The organism is Chryseobacterium flavum (genome assembly GCF_003385595.1).
Classification (GTDB): domain Bacteria; phylum Bacteroidota; class Bacteroidia; order Flavobacteriales; family Weeksellaceae; genus Chryseobacterium; species Chryseobacterium flavum.
Map to the genome: position 1 here is coordinate 59,579 of NZ_QNUE01000002.1, position 19,213 is coordinate 78,791.

Sequence of the window (19,213 nt, forward strand, 5' to 3'; positions counted from 1 at the left end):
TTTTTATTTTTTTAGTTTAGACAAATTTAATCAAAATTTAACTTTCAGGCGTATTTCAGCGGATCTTTTTGAAATAATTCCACGTTAAATTATAGTTAATCCATATTATGATAAATCATTAATTTTATCCTTTGAAATTATATTGATTTTAAAAAACAGACCGGTCCCGGTATTTTCAGATAAACTCCAAAATTCTCCTCCCTGCTCCTCTATTCTCCGCTTCATATTTCTAAGACCATTTCCAGGCAGCTGCCCTTCAGGAATGCCAGTTCCATTATCTGATATTTCCATGGAAAATATATTCTGGTTTTGGGAAAACGAGAGCTTTAGGAAACTGGCATGGCTGTGTTTATATATATTATTAACGGCTTCTTTTAAACATAAAAAAAGACAGCGCCTCAGCTCTGTGGAAACTGATGTTTCAGAAACAATATCTTCGCTTTCAGAATACACTGTGATTTCAGTTTTCTTTAAAAAGTTCCTGGTATACAATAATGCATAATCAATAAAATTCCCAAGAGTATCATTTCCTGAATTCAAACTCCACAACATTTCCCGCATAGAGATATTCATTTCTTCAGAAGTTTTTAAAAGTTCTTCTATATCATTATCCAGATCACTATTGTTTGCTTTTTGTTTCAAAAATTCAGCCTGAAGTTTCAATGCTGAAATTCCAGCTCCAAGATCATCGTGCATATCATGGGAAATCCGCTCTCTTTCCTTCTCTATTAATTTTTGCTTTTCAAGTTCCTTCTGAAGAAGCTGGTTTTTGTACTCTGCTTCTTTAAGCCGTTGCTGCTGAATGTAAAACAGTTGTTTTTTATTGTATAAGATGACTATCAAAACAACAAATATGACAAAGGTTATCAACAAAACAGCCGCAATAATATAAGTTAATCTGATTGTATCTGGCAGTTGGCTCATTGTATTTTCTTTATTGCTGATTTTCCAAATTTTCTCAGGGCAACGTAAAACATACTATACATAGCAATATTCACACAGTATTGTATATTTTTTAAAATCTGTAAAAAGGCGGGATCATTATCTTTAAGAAAAAACATGGGAATGGATCTGAAAACAAAAAAAATACTCCAAAATAATAATCCACACGATATCCAGAAATGGGGATCATCAATAATTTTAGTTTCATCAAATTTTTTTAACCTGATATAAAGCCATACAAGAACATTTAATATAAAATAAAAACAAACTAACAGCCCCAGTTCATTTTGGTAGTTTTCATCATAGAATTTAACAAACAGTCCAATATAGACAAGAACAGCAATAGTAATATATAATGAAATTTTTTTTAATTCTCCTGGAAAGATCACAGAATAATACCTGTAAAAAAATACAATCATGAAAATACTGTAATAATTAAATAAGCCGGCAAAATCAAACTCCCCTATATAAATTTTGTAATGCCCGTAAAGTTCGAGACAGAGAGACACGAATAAGAATACAGCCAAAAAATTTTGGCTGGAAAGGCCTTTCTTTCCAGCTAAAATTATGGATTTCACAGCATCTATGAGAAGAACCGCCAAATATAATATCTGCAGAATCATTTTTTACGGATATAGTGATCCCATGTCAAAATACCGTTCACCGGAATATGATACCATGGTAAGCTGCTTTTCCCTGAACTCGTAGTATGTACTGTAAACCACCGTTGATAATCTGAGGTTATTCTGTTTAATAACTGCCATTACATCACTTATTTCACATAAATAGATAAGGTACTTATCACAAACATGACTCAACATATTGGCCAGATCACGGAAATGATAGGAGATGGTAACCGTATTACCTTTTCCATTATTAGGAAAATACTTATTTAATTCATTAAGATATCTGTTTTTATAGGCTGTTTTATAAATCGTCAGGGTCTCATCTGAAATTCTCAAATTCTCCAGGACATCATCTGTATTGAGTATTAAATAGTTATGCCCATCAATAGTCCTTTCAGTTTGATCTTCTAATGAAACCGCAAAATAAATAAGGTTATCCTGTTCAAAATTCGGCTGAAGATACACATTATGATTCTTCCTGTTAATTTCCACCAGACTAAATTTTAAATATTTAGCATCTATCTGAAGCATCTTTTTAAACAGATTTTCCAGAAGCGGGTATTTGATTTCATAAATCCCATTGGCATTAAAGTTCAGATTTTTCTCCCTCATCATTTGCAGCATACCTTTTTGAGAGTTACTAATAAAACTTTCCGCTACAATATGATCAACTTCTATAAACTCCTGCCCTTCTGTTAAAATATCAAATTTATTACCAATCGGTCCATGTGCGATTGAAGTTCTTTTTTCAACAGTTTCCTGATGGGTTTGATTTGAATTTTCCATGATGAATTAGTTTTTTAATTGGTTTAGTTTATTTATTGCTTCCACTTTATTACTTACATGTAGCTTTCTGTAGATATTGCCTACATGCTTTTTTACAGTATCTATACTGATAAAGACCTTATCGGCTATTTCCTTGTACAACAGTCCCTGTGATAACAGTTCAAGTATTTCTTTCTCACGTGCTGTCAGCTCATCAAAGTCTTTGATTTCCGGAAGAACCCTTTCAAAATGGCTCAAAACCCTCCGGGCAATGGAAAAGCTCATTGGAGCCCCGCCATTGTATACATCCCGTATGGAGGCAAGAATTTTATCCATGCTTTCCCCTTTAACCAGATATCCCATAGCGCCAGCTTTTAAAGAGTTAAATATTTTTTCGTCATCTTCAAAACTGGTACACATGATAAATTGGGTTCCCTGCATTTCTTTTTTGAGTTTTTCAATGATTTCAATCCCCAACATATCCTGAAGCTGAATATCCATCATAACAACATCCGGTGCAATGTCCGGCAGATTTCTCAAAGCATCACTTCCATCAAAGAACTGTGCAATTACCTTCATGTCATTTTGATAATTAATAACTTTCTTCAACGCATTGTTGTAGTTCTTTTCATCCTCCACTATAGCTATTGAAATACTCATGAGACTTTTGTTTGTAACAAATTTCAGCAGAAACTAAAGCAAAATCAATTACCTGTTTGTGTAATTTTGAATTTTCAGTCTTTAGTTTTATTAAATTTAATCAATTTTACATTCAAAATAAATATTTATCTGAATTAATTTCAATATAAAAAGGAAAACAGTAAATAAGTGACAATACTGCATCAAAATCAACCCTTATTTGAAATGATCATGATCAGGTCAATTTAAATGAATTTATATATCTTTTTTAGAAACACAGCAAAAAGAGGATCACACTTGAATATTCTTGAAAATTTCCCATATGGTAAGGCATGATTTTTGTAAAATTTTCAAAACAAAAATTAATATTAAATATCAAATAATATAATCATGAAAAAAGGTCTCTCCGTACTTAGTGCAGTACTTGTATTAACAGCAATAAGCTGTAAGAAAAATGAAAGCGGGAATAAAAGTGTTATTAAAACAGATAGTTCAGAAACACTGGTTACAGATACGAATGGAAAAATTGACTCAGTAACTCAAAGCTCAACAATCACAGATATTAACGGGAATAAATTTGTAAAAACAGACTTTGTTTATAAAGCAACGGACGGGACACTGGTAAAAGTAGTCTTTAAAAATGATCCAAAAGAAAGTACTGTAGCCATCACCAGCAATAAGAAAACATTTACACTTCCGAAAGCAGAAACAAAAGGTGATGAAACCATTTACAAAAAAGATGATATGACTGCAAGAGTAAAAGGAGACAGTCTCCATCTGGAACAGGGTGATAATATTATTGAGCTGAAAAGAACTAAGATATAAAATGCAGAAAACGTCCACATAATCGGGCGTTTTTCTATTAATGAGAAAAATAGTTTTATCTCTTATCCGATAGCTAATACAAAAAAAACCATCCAGAATCTGGATGGTTTTTATTTATCTCTGAATGAATCTTATTCCTCAGTTTTTTCTTCAGCAGAATCAGCTGCTTCAGCCTTAGGCTCTTCAACTTTCTCTTCTGCTTTTGGAGCTTCAGCAACTACTGCTTCTGCTTTTTTAGCAGTCGTAGATCTTCTGCTTCTTCTTGTAGCTTTTTTCTCTTCAGCATTAGGGTTGTAAAGCTCATTGAAATCTACCAATTCGATAAGAGCAGTATCAGCAGCATCACCTGGTCTGAATCCTGTCTTGATGATTCTTGTATAACCACCGTTTCTTTCAGCGATTTTAGGAGCTACAGTTCTGAATAATTCAGCAACCGCAAATTTATTTTGAAGGTAAGAGAATACTACTCTTCTGTTATGTGTAGTATCTTCTTTTGCTTTTGTTAATAGAGGCTCAACATATACTCTTAAAGCTTTAGCTTTAGCTACAGTAGTGTTGATTCTTTTATGCTCAATTAGAGAACAAGCCATATTAGAAAGTAAGGCACTTCTGTGAGAAGCTGTTCTTCCTAAGTGATTGAATTTTTTACCGTGTCTCATTATTAATTATTTATCAGCGTCTAACTTATATTTTGCAACGTCGAAACCGAAGTTAAGACCTTTTGAATGCACTAATTCTTCTAGTTCTGTCAAAGATTTTTTACCAAAATTTCTGAATTTCATCAAATCAGACTTACTGTAAGAAACCAATTCTCCAAGAGTTTCTACTTCAGCTGCTTTCAGACAGTTAAGGGCTCTTACTGAAAGATCCATATCTGCTAATTTAGACTTAAGTAATTGTCTTGTGTGAAGAGTTTCTTCATCGTATTGGATAGATGCTTTTACAGCTTCAGTTTCAAGTGTGATTCTCTCATCAGAGAATAACATGAAGTGATAAATTAATATCTTAGAAGCTTCAGTTAAAGCATTCTGAGGGCTGATAGAGCCATCAGTTTCTATATCTAATACAAGTTTTTCGTAGTCTGTTTTTTGCTCTACACGATAATTTTCAATGCTGTATTGTACTTTCTTGATTGGCGTGAAAATAGAGTCAATAGCAATAGTTCCTACAGGAGCATTGTTTGACTTATTTTGTTCTGAAGGAACATACCCTCTACCTTTTTCAATATTGAAAGTAATTTCGAAAGTTACATCACTGTTTAGGTTGCAGATCAGTAAATCCGGGTTTAGAACCTCAAATCCGTTGATAGACTTTCCTAAATCACCAGCAGTAATAACCGTTTGACCTGAAACCTTAGCAACTACCTGCTCGTTAGCCTGGTTTTCTGCTACAGCTTTTAATCTTACTTGTTTAAGGTTAAGAATAATTTCGGTAACATCTTCGATTACTCCTGGAATAGTTGAAAATTCGTGCTCTACACCTTCTATTTTGATAGATGAAATAGCGTATCCTTCCAGAGAAGAAAGCAACACTCTTCTCAAAGCATTACCGATTGTAAGCCCGAAACCTGGTTCTAAAGGTCTGAATTCAAATTGACCTTTAAATTCATCAGAGTTAAGTAAAATTACTTTATCGGGTTTTATGAATTGTAAAATTGCCATATTATTGGGTTGAGCAAAAATTTGATTAAAAAATTATTTAGAGTAAAGTTCGACGATAAGCTGTTCCTTAATGTCCTCCGGTATCTGGATTCTTTCAGGAGCAGAAACGAAAGTACCTTCTTTCTTCTCATCGTTGAATTGTAACCACTCATAGTTTGACTTAGAAGCCAATGCATTGGTAACAACTTCAAGAGACTTAGACTTTTCTCTTACAGCGATTACATCACCAGCTTTAAGCAAATAAGATGGAATGTTTACCAGTTCTCCGTTCACAGTAATGTGTCTGTGAGAAACTAATTGTCTAGCAGCAGATCTTGTTTTAGCAAAACCTAATCTGTATACTACGTTATCCAATCTGGATTCGCAAAGTTGTAATAGAACTTCACCTGTTACACCCTTACTTCTGTGTGCTTTATCGAATAAGTTTGCAAACTGTCTTTCTAAAATACCATACGTATATTTAGCTTTTTGTTTTTCAGCTAACTGAACTGCATATTCTGATTTTTTAGCACCTCTTCTCTTGTTAGGACCGTGTTGTCCTGGCGGTTGGTTCTTTCTTTTTTCGAAGTTTTTATCATCTCCGTAGATTGCAGCACCAAACTTTCTAGCAATCTTAGTTTTAGGTCCAATATATCTTGCCATAATGGGTAAATTCTAAAAATTAAACTCTTCTTCTTTTTGGTGGTCTACATCCATTGTGTGGCATTGGAGTCACATCAATGATTTCGCTAACTTCAATTCCTGAATTGTGGATAGATCTGATTGCAGATTCTCTACCTGCACCAGGACCTTTCACAAACACCTTTACTCTTCTTAGTCCAGCTTCGTGAGCTACAGCAGAGCAATTTTCTGCTGCCATTTGAGCAGCGAAAGGAGTATTCTTTTTAGAACCTCTGAATCCCATTTTACCGGCAGATGCCCAAGAAATTACTTCTCCGTTTTTATTTGTCAAAGAAATAATAATATTATTGAAAGACGCTTGGATGTGAGCTTCACCAATTGCCTCTACTTTTACTTTTCTTTTTTTAACTACTTTAGTTTGTTTTGCCATAATTCCTAACGATTATTTACTAGCTTTTTTCTTGTTAGCAACAGTTTTTCTCTTCCCTTTACGTGTTCTAGAGTTGTTTTTCGTTCTCTGGCCTCTTAAAGGTAATCCAAGTCTGTGACGTATTCCTCGTTGGCATCCTATGTCCATCAATCTCTTGATGTTCAATTGCACTTCAGATCTCAATTCTCCTTCTACTTTAACGTTTTCAGAGATATATGTTCTGATTGCAGCCAATTCATCGTCATTCCATTCGTTGACTTTCTTGTCTTCGCTGATACCGGCAGCTTTAAGGATTTCAGAAGAAGTACTTCTTCCTACTCCGTAGATGTAAGTTAAACCGATAACACCTCTTTTGTTTTTTGGTAAATCAATACCTGCAATTCTCGCCATAATTTAATGTTAACCTTGTCTTTGTTTAAATTTTGGGTTCTTCTTGTTGATTACGAAAAGTACACCTTTTCTGCGTACAATTTTGCAATCAGCACTTCTTTTTTTAATTGATGCTCTTACTTTCATTTTGATAGTATTTATTTTTTAACAAATGCCAAATGGAATGCTTGTTCCATTTGGCTATTGTTTAATATCTAAATGTGATTCTCCCTTTTGTTAAATCATAGGGAGACATTTCTAGTTTTACCTTATCACCAGGTAAAAGTTTAATATAATGCATTCTCATTTTGCCGGAGATATGAGCAATAAGTATATGCCCATTTTCCAACTCTACACGGAACATGGCGTTCGAAAGTGCTTCCACGATCACGCCATCCTGTTCAATATGTTTTTGTTTTGCCATAAATTAATATCCAGTCGTTCTTGATAATTTAGACTGCATTAAGCCATCATAGTGATGGTTCAGCAGATATGTATTAATCTGTTGAACTGTATCTAAAATTACACCCACCATAATTAATAGGGACGTTCCCCCGAAAAACAGGGCAAACGCATCTGTCTGAACAAAGCTTCCATGCACAATTGCTGGAAGGACTGCAAAGATAGATAAAAAAATTGCACCTGGCAAGGTAATTTTTGATAAAATATCATCTAAATAATCAGCGGTCTCTTTTCCGGGTCTTACTTTCGGTACTAAACCTCCGTTTCTCTTTAAATCATCAGCCATCTGGTTTACCGGAATTGTAATCGCAGTATAGAAAAATGAGAAGATAATAATTAATAGCGCAAACAATACATTGTACTGCCAGCTAAAAACATTCTTGAAACCAGCAAGAAAAGTATTTGATTCATCGAATTTTGTTAATAATCCTGGTACGAACATCAATGCCTGGGCAAAGATAATCGGCATTACACCAGCAGCATTTACTTTCAATGGAATCCATTGTCTCGCTCCCTGCATAAGATTTCTGTTTACACCTCCTCTTGCTTGAGCTCTGCTTACATACTGAATCGGAATTTTTCTGACAGCAACAGATAGTATTACTGCCAAAAGAACTACCAGCATCCAGAATAATACTTCAATAAGGATCATGATTGATCCCATTCCTCCTTTTCCGTTCTGCACGGCCATTTCCTGTACGAATGCCTCAGGTAATCTTGAAAGGATCCCCACCATAATCAGGATAGAGATACCATTTCCGATTCCTTTATCGGTAATCTTTTCACCCAGCCACATTGCAAACACTGAACCGGCAACCAGGATAACAATACTTGGTAACCAGAACATGATTGAATTAGGCTCTACATAATATGCAGACTGGAACTGAGCATATGGTAAGAATAATTGAGTAATAGAAGTTAAGTAAGAAGGTGCCTGTACCAGACAAACTCCGATTGTTAACCATCTTGTAATTTGGTTCAATGTATTTCTACCTGACTCTCCATCTTTCTGAAGCTTCTGAAGATAAGGAATAGCCATCCCCATCAACTGAACAATAATAGAAGCAGAAATATAAGGCATGATTCCTAACGCCATTACGGAAGCGTGGCTGAAAGCTCCCCCCGTAAACGACGAAAGCAAGCCAAGGAGACCTGCTCCTTGCTTGTTACCGCCTTGATTTTTATAATGCTCTAAGAGATCTCCCACCTCCGCAAGGTTAATTGCAGGAAGTGAAATATAAGATGCGAATCTATACACAAGGATAATACCTAACGTAAAGAGAATTTTATCTCTTAATTCCTTTAGGCTCCAAATATTTTTAAGGGTTTGTATAAATTCTTTCATTAGTAAGTATTATAAGGTAATTGCTTTTCCACCTGCTTTAGCAATAAGCTCTTCAGCAGATTTAGTGAATTTGTCAGCAGAGATTGAAACCGCAGATTTCAATTCTCCTCTACCCATAATTTTCACTAATTCGTTTTTAGAAATTATCCCGTTTTCAATTAAAACTTCTTTCGTGATATCTCCGGTGATGGATTTGTTCTCGATTAAAGTTTGAATAGTATCAAGGTTAACTCCTCTAAACTCTTTTCTGTTTACGTTTTTGAATCCGAATTTAGGCAATCTTCTTTGTAAAGGCATCTGACCTCCTTCAAAACCGATTTTCTGAGAATAACCAGCTCTAGATTTCTGACCTTTGTGTCCTTTTGTTGAAGTACCTCCTTTTCCACTACCTTGACCTCTACCAATTCTTTTTGAGTTGAAAGTAGATCCTGCAGCAGGTTTTATGTTATTTAAATTCATTTTAATTTCTCTTTTTTAAAATTATTTTTGAACTTCAAGTAAGTGGCTCACTGCAGCTATCATTCCTAAGATAGAAGGAGTAGCTTCATGTTCTACAACTTGGTGAAGTTTCTTTAATCCTAATGCTTCAAGCGTTCTCTTTTGGGTTTTTGTTCTACCAATAGCGCTTCTTACTTGCTTTACTTTAATTGTTGCCATTGTTTTAATTATTAACCGTTAAACACTTTACTTAGAGAAACTCCTCTCATTCTAGCGATTTCTTCAGGTCTTCTGATATCCAATAACGCTTTGAAAGTAGCTTTCACTACGTTGTGAGGGTTAGAAGATCCTTTAGATTTTGAAAGGATATCGTGAATACCAGCAGATTCCAATACTGCTCTTACCGCACCACCTGCGATAAGCCCTGTACCGTGAGAAGCAGGTCTTAAGAAGATATCTGCACCACCGTATCTGGCAGTAGTCTGGTGAGGAATAGTGTGGTTCATTACAGGAACTTTCACAAGATTTTTCTTAGCATCTTCAACAGCTTTAGCAATTGCAGAAGCAACCTCTTTAGATTTTCCTAAACCAAAACCGATAACACCTTCTTCATTTCCTACTACAACGATAGCAGAAAATCCGAAAGCTCTACCTCCTTTTGTTACTTTTGTTACTCTGTTAACAGCTACGAGACGATCTTTTAATTCTAATCCTCCCGGTTTTACTCTTTCTATATTATCTAGTCCTAACATATTTTCCGAAATTTAATGATTAGAATTTAAGTCCTCCTTCTCTCGCACCATCAGCTAGAGCTTTTACTCTACCGTGATATACGAATCCGTTTCTGTCAAATACAATATTTTCGATTCCTGCAGCGATAGCTTTAGCAGCGATAGCTTTACCAACAGCTGTAGAAACTTCTGTCTTAGTACCTTTAGCGTCAACACCTTTCTCTCTGGAAGAAGCTGATACTAAAGTTTTACCATTTTTATCGTCGATTAACTGAGCGTAAATTTCCTTATTACTTTTATATACAGATAATCTTGGCAATTCAGAAGAACCAGAGATTTTTCCTCTTACTCTTCTTTTGATTCTTATTCTTTTTTCTAATTTACTTAATGCCATAATACTTATAATTTATTAAGCAGATTTACCAGCTTTACGTCTAACATTTTCACCAACGAATCTTACACCTTTTCCTTTGTATGGCTCAGGCTTTCTGAAAGAACGGATCTTTGCAGTAACCATTCCTAGAAGTTGCTTGTCATGAGACGTTAAAGTAATAATTGGGTTTTTACCTTTTTCAGTCAATGTATCAACTTTTACTTCACTTGGAAGTTCTAATACGATACCGTGAGAGAATCCTAAAGCCAACTCAAGTTTTTGACCTGCGTGAGAAGCTCTGTATCCTACCCCTACTAGTTCTAGTTTCTTTTCGAAACCTTCTGAAACACCAACAATCATGTTGTTGATTAACGCTCTGTATAAACCGTGAAGCGCTTTGTGTTGTTTAGAATCAGATGGTCTGTTCACATTAAGTTCACCATCTTTCTGTTCTAAAGTAATTCCTGCTGTAAGCTCCTGAGAAAGTTCTCCTTTAGGACCTTTTACAGTTACCACACCATTATTTTCAGTGATTGTAACTCCTGCTGGAATTGTTATAATTGCTTTACCAATTCTTGACATTTTCCTCTGATTAAAAATTAATAAACATAGCAGATTACTTCACCGCCTACTTTCTCTTCTCTAGCTTTCTTATCAGTCATTACTCCTTTAGAAGTAGAGATGATAGCTATACCCAAACCGTTTAGTACTCTTGGAAGCTCAGCTGAACCTTTGTACTGTCTCAAACCTGGTCTTGAAGCTCTTTGAATAGACTTAATAGCAGGTTTGTTGGTTTGCTTATCATACTTTAAAGCGATTTTGATCGAACCTTGAACAGCGTTATCCTCAAACTTGAAGTTTAAGATATACCCTTGATCAAATAAGATCTTAGTAATCTCCTTTTTGATTTTCGATGCAGGAATTTCCACCACTTTGTGGCCTGCGCTTTGTGCGTTCCTTACTCTTGTTAGGAAATCTGAAATTGGATCTGTTACCATTTTTCTTTTATAAATTATTGGTTAAAGAACAATCAGTTTTGAAAAGACTTGAAGAGTAAAATATCAGACTTCAGAAATCTTCGGTCTGATATTTTTATTCTTTAGTATCTTGACAACTTAATTGTCCCGATTTTAATTAGTGATTATTACCAACTAGCTTTTCTTACTCCCGGGATCAATCCGTTATTTGCCATTTCTCTGAAAGTTACTCTGGAAATACCGAATGTTCTCATGTATCCTCTTGGTCTACCTGTTAGTTTACATCTGTTGTGTAATCTTACAGGAGAAGCATTTTTAGGCAATTTTTGAAGTCCTTCGTAATCACCAGCTTCTTTAAGAGCTTGTCTTTTAGCAGCGTATTTAGCAACCAGTGCTTCTCTTTTGCGCTCACGCGCTTTCATTGATTCTTTAGCCATTTCTTAGTTCTTTTTAAATGGTAAACCGAAGTGAGTTAATAATGCTTTAGCTTCTTTATCTGTTTTCGCAGTAGTTACGAAAGTGATGTCCATCCCCTGGATTTTTTTCACTTTGTCGATTACGATTTCAGGGAAGATAATCTGCTCAGTAATACCTAAGTTGTAGTTACCTCTACCATCGAAACCATCAGCCTTGATTCCAGAGAAATCTCTGATACGAGGCAAAGCAGAAGAAGTAAGTCTGTCTAAGAATTCATACATTCTGTCAGCTCTTAATGTTACTTTAGCTCCTACAGGCATTCCTTTTCTCAATTTGAAGGCAGCTTCGTCTTTCTTAGAGATCGTACCAACAGCTTTCTGACCTGTGATATTCGTTAGTTCTTCTACAGCATAATCAATGATCTTTTTGTCTGCAGTAGCATCACCTAAACCTTGTGATACAACGATTTTCTCTAATCTAGGTACTTGCATTACTGACTTATACCCAAATTCTTCCATCATTGCAGGAACAATTTTCTCTTTATATGCTTTCTTGGGTCTTGCTATATATTCCATGTGTTATTTAAAATTATAAAGTTTCACCCGTTTTTTTGTTGATTCTAACTTTCTTATCTCCTTCGATTTTGTAACCTACTTTGATAGCTTTTCCGTCTTTACCAACTAAAGCTACATTTGAGATATGAATAGAAGCTTCTCTTTCAACGATTCCTCCTTGAGGATTTGAAGCTGAAGGCTTAACGTGTTTTTTAACGATATTAAGTCCTGCAACAACTACTCTAGGGTCTCTTCCTTCTTTTTTGATCACTTCAATAACTTCACCAGTCTTACCTTTGATATCTTTCTTACCAGTAGTAATGATTACGTTATCTCCTCTTTTTATTTTTAACTTTGACATTTCTTTTAAAAATTTTAAAAATTAAAGTACTTCAGGAGCTAATGAAATGATTTTCATATATTCTTTGTCTCTCAACTCACGAGCAACTGGTCCGAAAACACGGGTTCCTCTCATTTCTCCTGCTGCATTTAGTAATACACAAGCATTGTCATCGAATTTGATGTATGAACCATCTTTTCTTCTAACTGCTTTTTTAGTTCTTACTACTACAGCTTTAGATACCTGACCTTTTTTAGCGTTTCCTGATGGTGTAGAATCCTTGATAGTAACAACGATTTTATCACCAACTGAAGCATATCTTCTTCTGGTTCCTCCCAGAACTCTGATAACCAATACTTCTTTAGCACCAGTGTTATCAGCAACTTTTAATCTTGATTCTGTTTGTAACATTATTACTTAGCTTTTTCAATGATTCTTACTAATCTCCATCTCTTATTCTTGCTCAAAGGTCTAGTTTCCTGGATTAAAACTGTATCTCCCTCGTTGCATTCGTTGTTCTCGTCGTGTGCAGTATATTTTTTCGTTTTTAATACGAATTTACCGTACATCGGGTGTTTCATTCTCATCGTTTCACTAACAACAATGGTCTTTTCCATTTTATTGCTGGAAACCACTCCGATTCTTTCTTTTCTTAAATTTCTATCCATTGTAAAATGAAATTATTGTTTGTTAGTTAACTCAGTGTTTAGTCTTGCGATTGTTTTTCTCAAATCTCTGATTTGAATCGGGTTTTCAATTGGGCTGATTGCATGAGCCAATTTCAATTTAGAATATTGAGCTTTTGCTTCAGTTAATTGAGCTTGAATATCACCCGCGCTTAAATTTTTAATATCAGCTTTTTTCATTGTATTCAAAGATTATAGAGGTTTAACAAAATCGTTAGCAACGATGAATTTAGTAACTACTGGTAATTTCTGTGCAGCAAGTCTAAGAGCTTCTTTCGCTACTTCGTAAGGAACTCCACCTACTTCAAACATAATTTTACCTGGCTTTACTACAGCTACCCAATATTCAACAGCTCCTTTACCTTTACCCATCCTTACTTCAGCTGGTTTTTTAGTAATTGGCTTATCTGGGAAGATTTTGATCCATAGTTGACCTTCTCTCTTCATATATCTTGTCGCAGCGATACGAGCCGCTTCAATTTGTCTTGCAGTGATCCAAGCTCCTTCTGTAGCTTTGATCCCAAAAGTTCCGTATGCAAGTTGACTACCTCTTTGGGCATTCCCCTTCATCTTCATCTTGTGAACTCTACGGAATTTGGTTCTTTTTGGTTGTAACATAATTTCTAAATTTTAGATTTTAGATTTTAGATTTTAGATTTTTTTTAATTTTAAAAAAGTAACGGTAATTTAAAATTCAAAATTTCTAATCTAAAATTTTAATTATTATTGTTATTGTTGTTGTTTTTTCTAGGTCTTCTGTTGTCTCTGTCTCCTCCTCTGTTTCCTCTGTCTGACTGACCACCTTTTTTCTGTTGTCCCACTAATGGAGAAAGTTCTCTTTTACCGTAAACTTCACCTTTCATGATCCAAACTTTTACACCTAGTCTACCATAAGTAGTGTGAGCTTCAGCCCAGTGATAATCGATATCAGCTCTGAAAGTTGACAATGGAATTCTTCCTTCTTTGAAAGATTCTGATCTTGCCATTTCAGCTCCGTTCAATCTTCCTGAAATCTGAACTTTGATACCTTCAGCACCCATTCTCATAGTACTTGCCATTGCCATTTTAACAGCTCTTCTGTAAGAAATTCTGTTTTCAATTTGCTTAGAAATACTATCAGCAACCAGTACAGCATCTAATTCAGGTCTTTTGATTTCGAAGATGTTAATTTGAATATCCTTACCTGTAAGTTTCTTCAACTCTTCTTTTAATTTATCAACTTCCTGACCTCCTTTACCGATGATAAGTCCCGGTCTAGCAGTAGTAATAGTTACTGTAACTAATTTTAAAGTTCTTTCAATATAAATTTTTGAAATACCACCTTTAGATAATCTAGCTTCAAGGTATCTTCTGATTTTGTAGTCTTCAGCGATTCTGTCTCCATAATCGTTTCCGCCAAACCAGTTAGAATCCCATCCTCTGATGATACCTAATCTGTTACCAATTGGATTTGTCTTCTGTCCCATACCTTGATTAATTTTCTTTGTTACCTAAGATTAATGTAACGTGGTTAGATCTTTTTCTGATTCTATACCCTCTACCTTGTGGAGCTGGTCTTAGTCTCTTCAATTGTCTTGCACTATCCACGAAGATTTCTTTAACGATAAGGTTAGCTTCCTCAATGTCAGCTCCTTCGTTTTTCACTTGCCAGTTGGCAATTGCAGAAAGAAGTAATTTTTCTAATTTGTTAGAAGCTTCTTTCTTAGAATATTTTAGGATATAAAGTGCTTTGTCTACCTGCTCTCCTCTGATGATATCAGCAACTAATCTCATTTTTCTTGGAGAAGACGGGCAATTATTTAATGAAGCTTTAACAACGTCTTTGTTTGCTTCTTTTCTTGCGATTGCGCTATCTTGTTTTCTAGATCCCATGTTTATCTGCTTCCTTTGTTTTTGTTACCACCATGACCTCTGAAAGATCTTGTTGGAGAAAATTCGCCTAACTTGTGACCAACCATGTTTTCTGTAACGTAAACAGGGATAAAAGATTTCCCGTTGTGTACAGCGATAGTTTGTCCTACGAAGTCCGGAGAGATCATAGATGCTCTAGACCAAGTTTTGATAACTGTCTTCTTACCAGACTCTATATTTGCCTGAACCTTCTTATCTAAAGTATGATGAATGAACGGTCCTTTCTTAAGTGATCTTGCCATAATTATTTTCTTTTAGATACGATGTAACGGTTAGACACTTTGTTTTTCTTTCTAGTTTTGTAACCTTTAGCCGGTTTACCGTTTCTAGATCTTGGGTGACCTCCTGAAGAACGTCCTTCACCACCACCCATTGGGTGATCTACAGGGTTCATTACTACCGCTCTTGTTCTTGGTCTTCTACCTAACCATCTGCTTCTACCAGCTTTACCTGATACAGTTAATTGGTGATCTGAGTTGGAAACTGATCCAATCATTGCCATACATTCAGTAAGAATCATTCTTGATTCTCCTGAAGGTAATTTGATGATTGCATATTTACCATCTCTTGAAGTTAATTGAGCTGAAGAACCAGCACTTCTTGCTAAAATTGCACCTTGTCCAGGCTTCATTTCAACACAAGAGATTACAGTACCCAATGGAATATTTTTCAATTTCATTGCGTTACCTACGTTTGGTTCAACGCTTTCTCCTGAAACTACTTTCTGATCAACTTTGATACCGTTTGGAGCGATGATATATCTCTTCTCTCCGTCTGCGTACTCTAATAAAGCGATAAATGCAGTTCTGTTTGGATCGTATTCTACAGATTTTACAGTTGCTTCAACGTTTGCTTTGTTTCTTTTGAAGTCAATAATTCTGTATTTCTTTTTGTGTCCACCTCCGGTGTAACGCATGGTCATTTTACCTGTGTTGTTACGTCCACCTGACTTTTTAATACCAACTACTAGAGATTTCTCTGGTTTGTTAGTAGTAATTTCCTCAAAATTGTTTACAATTCTGAATCTCTGTCCCGGGGTGATAGGTTTTAATTTTCTAACAGACATTACTATTATTTATAATTAATAATTAATTTACAGCAAAAATATCGATAACCTCTCCTTCAGCAAGTTTGATTACCGCTTTTTTCAATTTGTTTGTCTTTCCTACTTGAAGACCTTTTTTAGTGTATTTTGAAGAAACCTTCGGAGCATAAATCATTGTGTTAACGTCTGCTACTTTTACACCGTAAGCCGCTTCAACAGCTTTTTTGATCTCGATTTTATTCGCCTTAGGATTTACTAAGAAAGAATAAGAACCTCTTAAATCTGTAAGGTAATTAGCCTTTTCTGAAATAACTGGTTTAATAATAACTGACATGACTTATTTCTTTAAATTTTCCTGGAATTTTTCAACTGCACCTTCGAAGAAAATAATTTCACCTGCATTTACTAAATCGTAAGAACTGATTTCGTTGAAGTTCATTACTTTAGTTTTAGGTAAGTTTCTTGAAGATAAATACACATTCTTATTAGCTTCAGGAAGAACGAATAAAGACTTTTTACCGTTAAGTTCCAATGCATTTAATACATTGATGAAATCTTTAGTCTTAGGAGCGTTTAAGCTCATATCTTCTAAAACTTTAATGCTGTTGTCTCTCATTTTTTGAGATAAAACAGATTTTTTAGCTAATCTCTTAAGAGCTTTGTTCAATTTGAATCTGTAATCTCTTGGTTTTGGTCCGAATACTCTACCTCCACCTCTGAATACAGGAGATTTGATATCCCCGTATCTGGCAGAACCTGATCCTTTTTGCTTCTTAAGTTTTTTAGTAGAAGCTGTAATTTCGCTTCTTTCTTTTGCTTTATGAGTACCTTGTCTCTGAGCAGCAAGATACTGTTTAACTTCTAAGTAAACCGCGTGCTGATTTGGCTCAATTCCGAATACTGTTTCGTCTAGAGTTACTTTTCTTCCGGTCTCTTTTCCTGATGTATTTAATACTACTAGTTCCATTTTCTGATAATTACATAAGAATTTTTAGCTCCCGGAACAGCACCTTTTACTACTAAAAGATTTTGTTCTTGATCAACTTTTAACACTTGAAGGTTTTGAACAGTTACCTGCTTACCTCCCATTCTTCCAGCCATTCTCATCCCTTTGAATACTCTTGAAGGGTCTGAACCAGCACCGATAGAACCTGGAGCTCTAAGTCTGTTGTGCTGACCATGAGTTGCCTGCATTACACCTCCAAATCCGTGTCTTTTAACAACACCCTGGAAGCCTTTACCTTTAGAAGTACCTGTTACATCAACATACTCACCTTCAGTGAATAAATCAACTTTTACTTCTTCTCCTACTTTCACTTCATCAACGAATTCTCTGTAGAATTCAACCAACTTAGCTTTAGGAGCAGAACCAGCCTTTTTAAAATGACCAGCTAACGCTTTACCAACGTTCTTCTCACTCTTGTCATCGAAACCTAATTGAACAGCTTTATAACCGTCTTTTTCTAAGGTTCTGACCTGTAAAACCGAGCATGGACCAGCTTGGATAACTGTACAAGGAATATTTTTTCCTTCTTCGTTAAACAAAGATGTCATACCGATTTTTTTACCAATAATACCTGACATTGTTTATATTATAATAAAATTTATCCTTTATTTATCACCATTTTCCGGAGGTCTGAAGTAATTTCTACTTTTGATATAGGCATACCACGCCCCTAAAATGAGTGTGCAAATTTATGAATTATTTTATAACTGACAAATATTTCGAGTAAAATATTTTGATTTTTAATCATTTAGCGATTTCAGATAAAAAGCTATCCAAAATTCTGAAAACACTCTTTGAAGCTCAAAAAGAAAATCATTATATATTTTATTCCGCCCAGATTCAGAATTCCTCGCAGACAGAAACCGCCCTCATGGAGAAAAGTGAATGATTAAATACATTCTGAGAATCATCAGCAATCAGATATTCCGAATTATTTTAAAAGATTCTGATTGACAGCAAAGACATTTTAAGGTAACAACTCCATATCAATTTCATTTGCTATCGCTCCACCCGATAATTCAATGGCAAACTCCAATTTTAATCTCAAGGACCATTAAATTGTTTGCTCACGACCTGGAGCAGAAAGAAAAAGAAGAAAGATTTTCTGGAAAGTACAAACCAATCCATTCTTAATTAAAACAGAAACCCTCTAAAACCAGATCGCCTCTATTTTAATTTTGAACAATTGAATGCTGCCTATTTCACAATAACCGTTACTCCTCTTTCTTCCAATGCAGACATATCTTCCTTACCTATACCATCATCTGTAATCAGATAATCCACCTGATCCAATGAGGCAATTTTACCAAATCCTTTTTTATTCAGTTTTGAGGAATCAGCCAAAACTACTGTTTTATCCGCACATTCAATCATAACCTGGTTAAGATGCGCCTCTGCAGCATTGGAAGTACTGATTCCAAACTCAAGGTCAATTCCGTCTACACCCAGAAAAAGTTTATTACAGGAAAACTGCTTGAGAATTCCTTCTGAAATGGATCCTACAATTGAGGTTGAACTTTTCCTGACCTCTCCTCCCAGCTGGATCACATTAATATTAGGATTATTACAAAGTTCAATAGCCACCCTTAATGAAGAAGTTAAAACAGTTAGCGATCCGAAGTTCATCAACATTCTTGCAAGATAGTGCATCGTAGTTCCTGATGCCAGTATAATACAGTCATTTTCCTGGATCAATGGAAGCGCAGCTCTGGCAATAGCTTGCTTCGCCTCTACATTAATATTCTCTTTCTCCCCTACATTCTTTTCATAAGCATACCTTACCTGTTTACTTGCTCCTCCGTGATTTCTGAAAAGAAGCCCAAGACTTTCGAGATAGTTCAGATCCTTTCGGATCGTAACCGAAGACACATTAAGTTTTTCGCAAAGATCCTGCACAAGCACATGTCCTTTATCATTCAACTCTTTAAGTATTTCATCCTGCCTTGGTAATAGCTTTTCCATTTTATTCGTTTCACCAAAAATACCGATTTTTTTCGACATCTTAAAATTTCATTTATTTTCTTTTTGCTTTCATTTTTAATTTATATAT

General features: G+C 35.1%; 33 protein-coding genes. 1 reads left to right on the forward strand and 32 read right to left on the reverse strand.

Annotated features, from left to right (window positions below; genetic code table 11):
• Positions 1–105: 105 nt before the first annotated feature.
• From DRF59_RS02330 to DRF59_RS02345, 3 genes are all read right to left on the reverse strand, one after another.
• Positions 106–924, reverse strand: a complete 819-nt coding sequence (locus DRF59_RS02330; RefSeq protein WP_115956704.1) for a sensor histidine kinase — start codon at positions 922–924, stop codon at positions 106–108.
• Between the two features lie 644 nt (positions 925–1,568).
• Positions 1,569–2,354, reverse strand: coding sequence for a hypothetical protein (locus DRF59_RS02340; RefSeq protein ID WP_115956706.1), 786 nt, complete (start codon positions 2,352–2,354; stop codon positions 1,569–1,571).
• A gap of 6 nt (positions 2,355–2,360) precedes the next feature.
• A complete protein-coding gene (locus tag DRF59_RS02345) occupies positions 2,361–2,993 on the reverse strand; it encodes a response regulator transcription factor (RefSeq protein ID WP_115956707.1) in 633 nt (210 codons plus the stop codon).
• A 369-nt stretch (positions 2,994–3,362) separates the two neighbouring features.
• On the opposite strand from DRF59_RS02345, the gene DRF59_RS02350 reads away from it, so the two are divergent.
• Positions 3,363–3,797: a hypothetical protein gene (locus DRF59_RS02350; RefSeq protein WP_115956708.1), complete on the forward strand. Its 435-nt coding sequence runs from the start codon at positions 3,363–3,365 to the stop codon at positions 3,795–3,797.
• Between the two features lie 131 nt (positions 3,798–3,928).
• On the opposite strand, the gene rplQ is transcribed toward DRF59_RS02350, so the two are convergent.
• The 29 genes from rplQ to DRF59_RS02495 all read right to left on the reverse strand — a co-directional run bounded on the left by rplQ (position 3,929) and on the right by DRF59_RS02495 (position 19,125).
• Complete coding sequence (gene rplQ / locus DRF59_RS02355; protein ID WP_062650893.1) at positions 3,929–4,456, reverse strand: 50S ribosomal protein L17; 528 nt, start codon at positions 4,454–4,456, stop codon at positions 3,929–3,931.
• Positions 4,457–4,462: 6 nt separating this feature from the next.
• On the reverse strand, positions 4,463–5,458 hold the full coding sequence (locus DRF59_RS02360) for a DNA-directed RNA polymerase subunit alpha (RefSeq protein ID WP_115956709.1): 996 nt from the start codon (positions 5,456–5,458) through the stop codon (positions 4,463–4,465).
• Between the two features lie 33 nt (positions 5,459–5,491).
• Positions 5,492–6,100, reverse strand: a complete 609-nt coding sequence (gene rpsD / locus DRF59_RS02365) for a 30S ribosomal protein S4 (RefSeq protein WP_115956710.1) — start codon at positions 6,098–6,100, stop codon at positions 5,492–5,494.
• Between the two features lie 19 nt (positions 6,101–6,119).
• The gene (rpsK, locus tag DRF59_RS02370) at positions 6,120–6,509 is read right to left on the reverse strand and encodes a 30S ribosomal protein S11 (protein ID WP_002983263.1); all 390 of its coding nucleotides are present in this window, start codon (positions 6,507–6,509) and stop codon (positions 6,120–6,122) included.
• Positions 6,510–6,521: 12 nt separating this feature from the next.
• Positions 6,522–6,899 carry a 30S ribosomal protein S13 gene (gene rpsM / locus DRF59_RS02375; RefSeq protein WP_002983260.1) on the reverse strand — a complete coding sequence of 126 codons (378 nt, stop codon included), beginning with the start codon at positions 6,897–6,899 and terminating at the stop codon, positions 6,522–6,524.
• A 9-nt stretch (positions 6,900–6,908) separates the two neighbouring features.
• Complete coding sequence (gene rpmJ / locus DRF59_RS02380; protein ID WP_007839480.1) at positions 6,909–7,025, reverse strand: 50S ribosomal protein L36; 117 nt, start codon at positions 7,023–7,025, stop codon at positions 6,909–6,911.
• Positions 7,026–7,086: 61 nt separating this feature from the next.
• A complete protein-coding gene (infA, locus tag DRF59_RS02385; protein WP_002983257.1) occupies positions 7,087–7,302 on the reverse strand; it encodes a translation initiation factor IF-1 in 216 nt (71 codons plus the stop codon).
• 3 nt (positions 7,303–7,305) lie between these two features.
• On the reverse strand, positions 7,306–8,685 hold the full coding sequence (gene secY, locus DRF59_RS02390) for a preprotein translocase subunit SecY (RefSeq protein ID WP_002983253.1): 1,380 nt from the start codon (positions 8,683–8,685) through the stop codon (positions 7,306–7,308).
• A gap of 9 nt (positions 8,686–8,694) precedes the next feature.
• A complete protein-coding gene (gene rplO / locus DRF59_RS02395) occupies positions 8,695–9,144 on the reverse strand; it encodes a 50S ribosomal protein L15 (RefSeq protein ID WP_115956711.1) in 450 nt (149 codons plus the stop codon).
• A 21-nt stretch (positions 9,145–9,165) separates the two neighbouring features.
• Positions 9,166–9,342, reverse strand: coding sequence for a 50S ribosomal protein L30 (gene rpmD / locus DRF59_RS02400; protein ID WP_029297759.1), 177 nt, complete (start codon positions 9,340–9,342; stop codon positions 9,166–9,168).
• 11 nt (positions 9,343–9,353) lie between these two features.
• Complete coding sequence (gene rpsE, locus DRF59_RS02405; RefSeq protein WP_042721505.1) at positions 9,354–9,875, reverse strand: 30S ribosomal protein S5; 522 nt, start codon at positions 9,873–9,875, stop codon at positions 9,354–9,356.
• A 19-nt stretch (positions 9,876–9,894) separates the two neighbouring features.
• Positions 9,895–10,248, reverse strand: coding sequence for a 50S ribosomal protein L18 (gene rplR / locus DRF59_RS02410; RefSeq protein ID WP_066695967.1), 354 nt, complete (start codon positions 10,246–10,248; stop codon positions 9,895–9,897).
• Between the two features lie 15 nt (positions 10,249–10,263).
• Positions 10,264–10,809, reverse strand: a complete 546-nt coding sequence (gene rplF, locus DRF59_RS02415; RefSeq protein WP_115956712.1) for a 50S ribosomal protein L6 — start codon at positions 10,807–10,809, stop codon at positions 10,264–10,266.
• Between the two features lie 17 nt (positions 10,810–10,826).
• Positions 10,827–11,225, reverse strand: a complete 399-nt coding sequence (rpsH, locus tag DRF59_RS02420) for a 30S ribosomal protein S8 (RefSeq protein WP_115956713.1) — start codon at positions 11,223–11,225, stop codon at positions 10,827–10,829.
• 146 nt (positions 11,226–11,371) lie between these two features.
• Entirely contained in the window at positions 11,372–11,641 is a 270-nt protein-coding gene (gene rpsN, locus DRF59_RS02425; RefSeq protein ID WP_002983233.1) for a 30S ribosomal protein S14, read from the reverse strand.
• A gap of 3 nt (positions 11,642–11,644) precedes the next feature.
• Positions 11,645–12,196: a 50S ribosomal protein L5 gene (gene rplE / locus DRF59_RS02430; protein WP_115956714.1), complete on the reverse strand. Its 552-nt coding sequence runs from the start codon at positions 12,194–12,196 to the stop codon at positions 11,645–11,647.
• A gap of 13 nt (positions 12,197–12,209) precedes the next feature.
• The gene (rplX, locus tag DRF59_RS02435; RefSeq protein WP_072883927.1) at positions 12,210–12,536 is read right to left on the reverse strand and encodes a 50S ribosomal protein L24; all 327 of its coding nucleotides are present in this window, start codon (positions 12,534–12,536) and stop codon (positions 12,210–12,212) included.
• 21 nt (positions 12,537–12,557) lie between these two features.
• Positions 12,558–12,926 carry a 50S ribosomal protein L14 gene (gene rplN, locus DRF59_RS02440; protein ID WP_002983226.1) on the reverse strand — a complete coding sequence of 123 codons (369 nt, stop codon included), beginning with the start codon at positions 12,924–12,926 and terminating at the stop codon, positions 12,558–12,560.
• Between the two features lie 2 nt (positions 12,927–12,928).
• Entirely contained in the window at positions 12,929–13,183 is a 255-nt protein-coding gene (gene rpsQ, locus DRF59_RS02445) for a 30S ribosomal protein S17 (RefSeq protein WP_027381310.1), read from the reverse strand.
• Positions 13,184–13,195: 12 nt separating this feature from the next.
• Positions 13,196–13,381: a 50S ribosomal protein L29 gene (rpmC, locus tag DRF59_RS02450; protein WP_027381309.1), complete on the reverse strand. Its 186-nt coding sequence runs from the start codon at positions 13,379–13,381 to the stop codon at positions 13,196–13,198.
• Between the two features lie 12 nt (positions 13,382–13,393).
• Entirely contained in the window at positions 13,394–13,819 is a 426-nt protein-coding gene (rplP, locus tag DRF59_RS02455; protein WP_002983219.1) for a 50S ribosomal protein L16, read from the reverse strand.
• 98 nt (positions 13,820–13,917) lie between these two features.
• Positions 13,918–14,667 (reverse strand): 30S ribosomal protein S3, encoded by a 750-nt coding sequence (gene rpsC, locus DRF59_RS02460; RefSeq protein WP_034694675.1) that lies wholly within the window; start codon positions 14,665–14,667, stop codon positions 13,918–13,920.
• A 7-nt stretch (positions 14,668–14,674) separates the two neighbouring features.
• Positions 14,675–15,073: a 50S ribosomal protein L22 gene (rplV, locus tag DRF59_RS02465; protein ID WP_050020604.1), complete on the reverse strand. Its 399-nt coding sequence runs from the start codon at positions 15,071–15,073 to the stop codon at positions 14,675–14,677.
• 2 nt (positions 15,074–15,075) lie between these two features.
• Positions 15,076–15,354, reverse strand: a complete 279-nt coding sequence (gene rpsS / locus DRF59_RS02470; protein ID WP_002983209.1) for a 30S ribosomal protein S19 — start codon at positions 15,352–15,354, stop codon at positions 15,076–15,078.
• A gap of 2 nt (positions 15,355–15,356) precedes the next feature.
• Complete coding sequence (gene rplB, locus DRF59_RS02475; RefSeq protein WP_002983208.1) at positions 15,357–16,178, reverse strand: 50S ribosomal protein L2; 822 nt, start codon at positions 16,176–16,178, stop codon at positions 15,357–15,359.
• Positions 16,179–16,200: 22 nt separating this feature from the next.
• A complete protein-coding gene (gene rplW, locus DRF59_RS02480) occupies positions 16,201–16,491 on the reverse strand; it encodes a 50S ribosomal protein L23 (protein WP_002983204.1) in 291 nt (96 codons plus the stop codon).
• Positions 16,492–16,494: 3 nt separating this feature from the next.
• Positions 16,495–17,124: a 50S ribosomal protein L4 gene (gene rplD / locus DRF59_RS02485; protein WP_115956715.1), complete on the reverse strand. Its 630-nt coding sequence runs from the start codon at positions 17,122–17,124 to the stop codon at positions 16,495–16,497.
• Positions 17,115–17,741 carry a 50S ribosomal protein L3 gene (gene rplC, locus DRF59_RS02490; protein ID WP_050020602.1) on the reverse strand — a complete coding sequence of 209 codons (627 nt, stop codon included), beginning with the start codon at positions 17,739–17,741 and terminating at the stop codon, positions 17,115–17,117. The genes rplD and rplC overlap by 10 nt, the downstream gene beginning before the upstream one ends.
• 619 nt (positions 17,742–18,360) lie before the next feature.
• Positions 18,361–19,125 (reverse strand): DeoR/GlpR family DNA-binding transcription regulator, encoded by a 765-nt coding sequence (locus DRF59_RS02495; RefSeq protein WP_115957005.1) that lies wholly within the window; start codon positions 19,123–19,125, stop codon positions 18,361–18,363.
• Between the last annotated feature and the right edge of the window lie 88 nt (positions 19,126–19,213).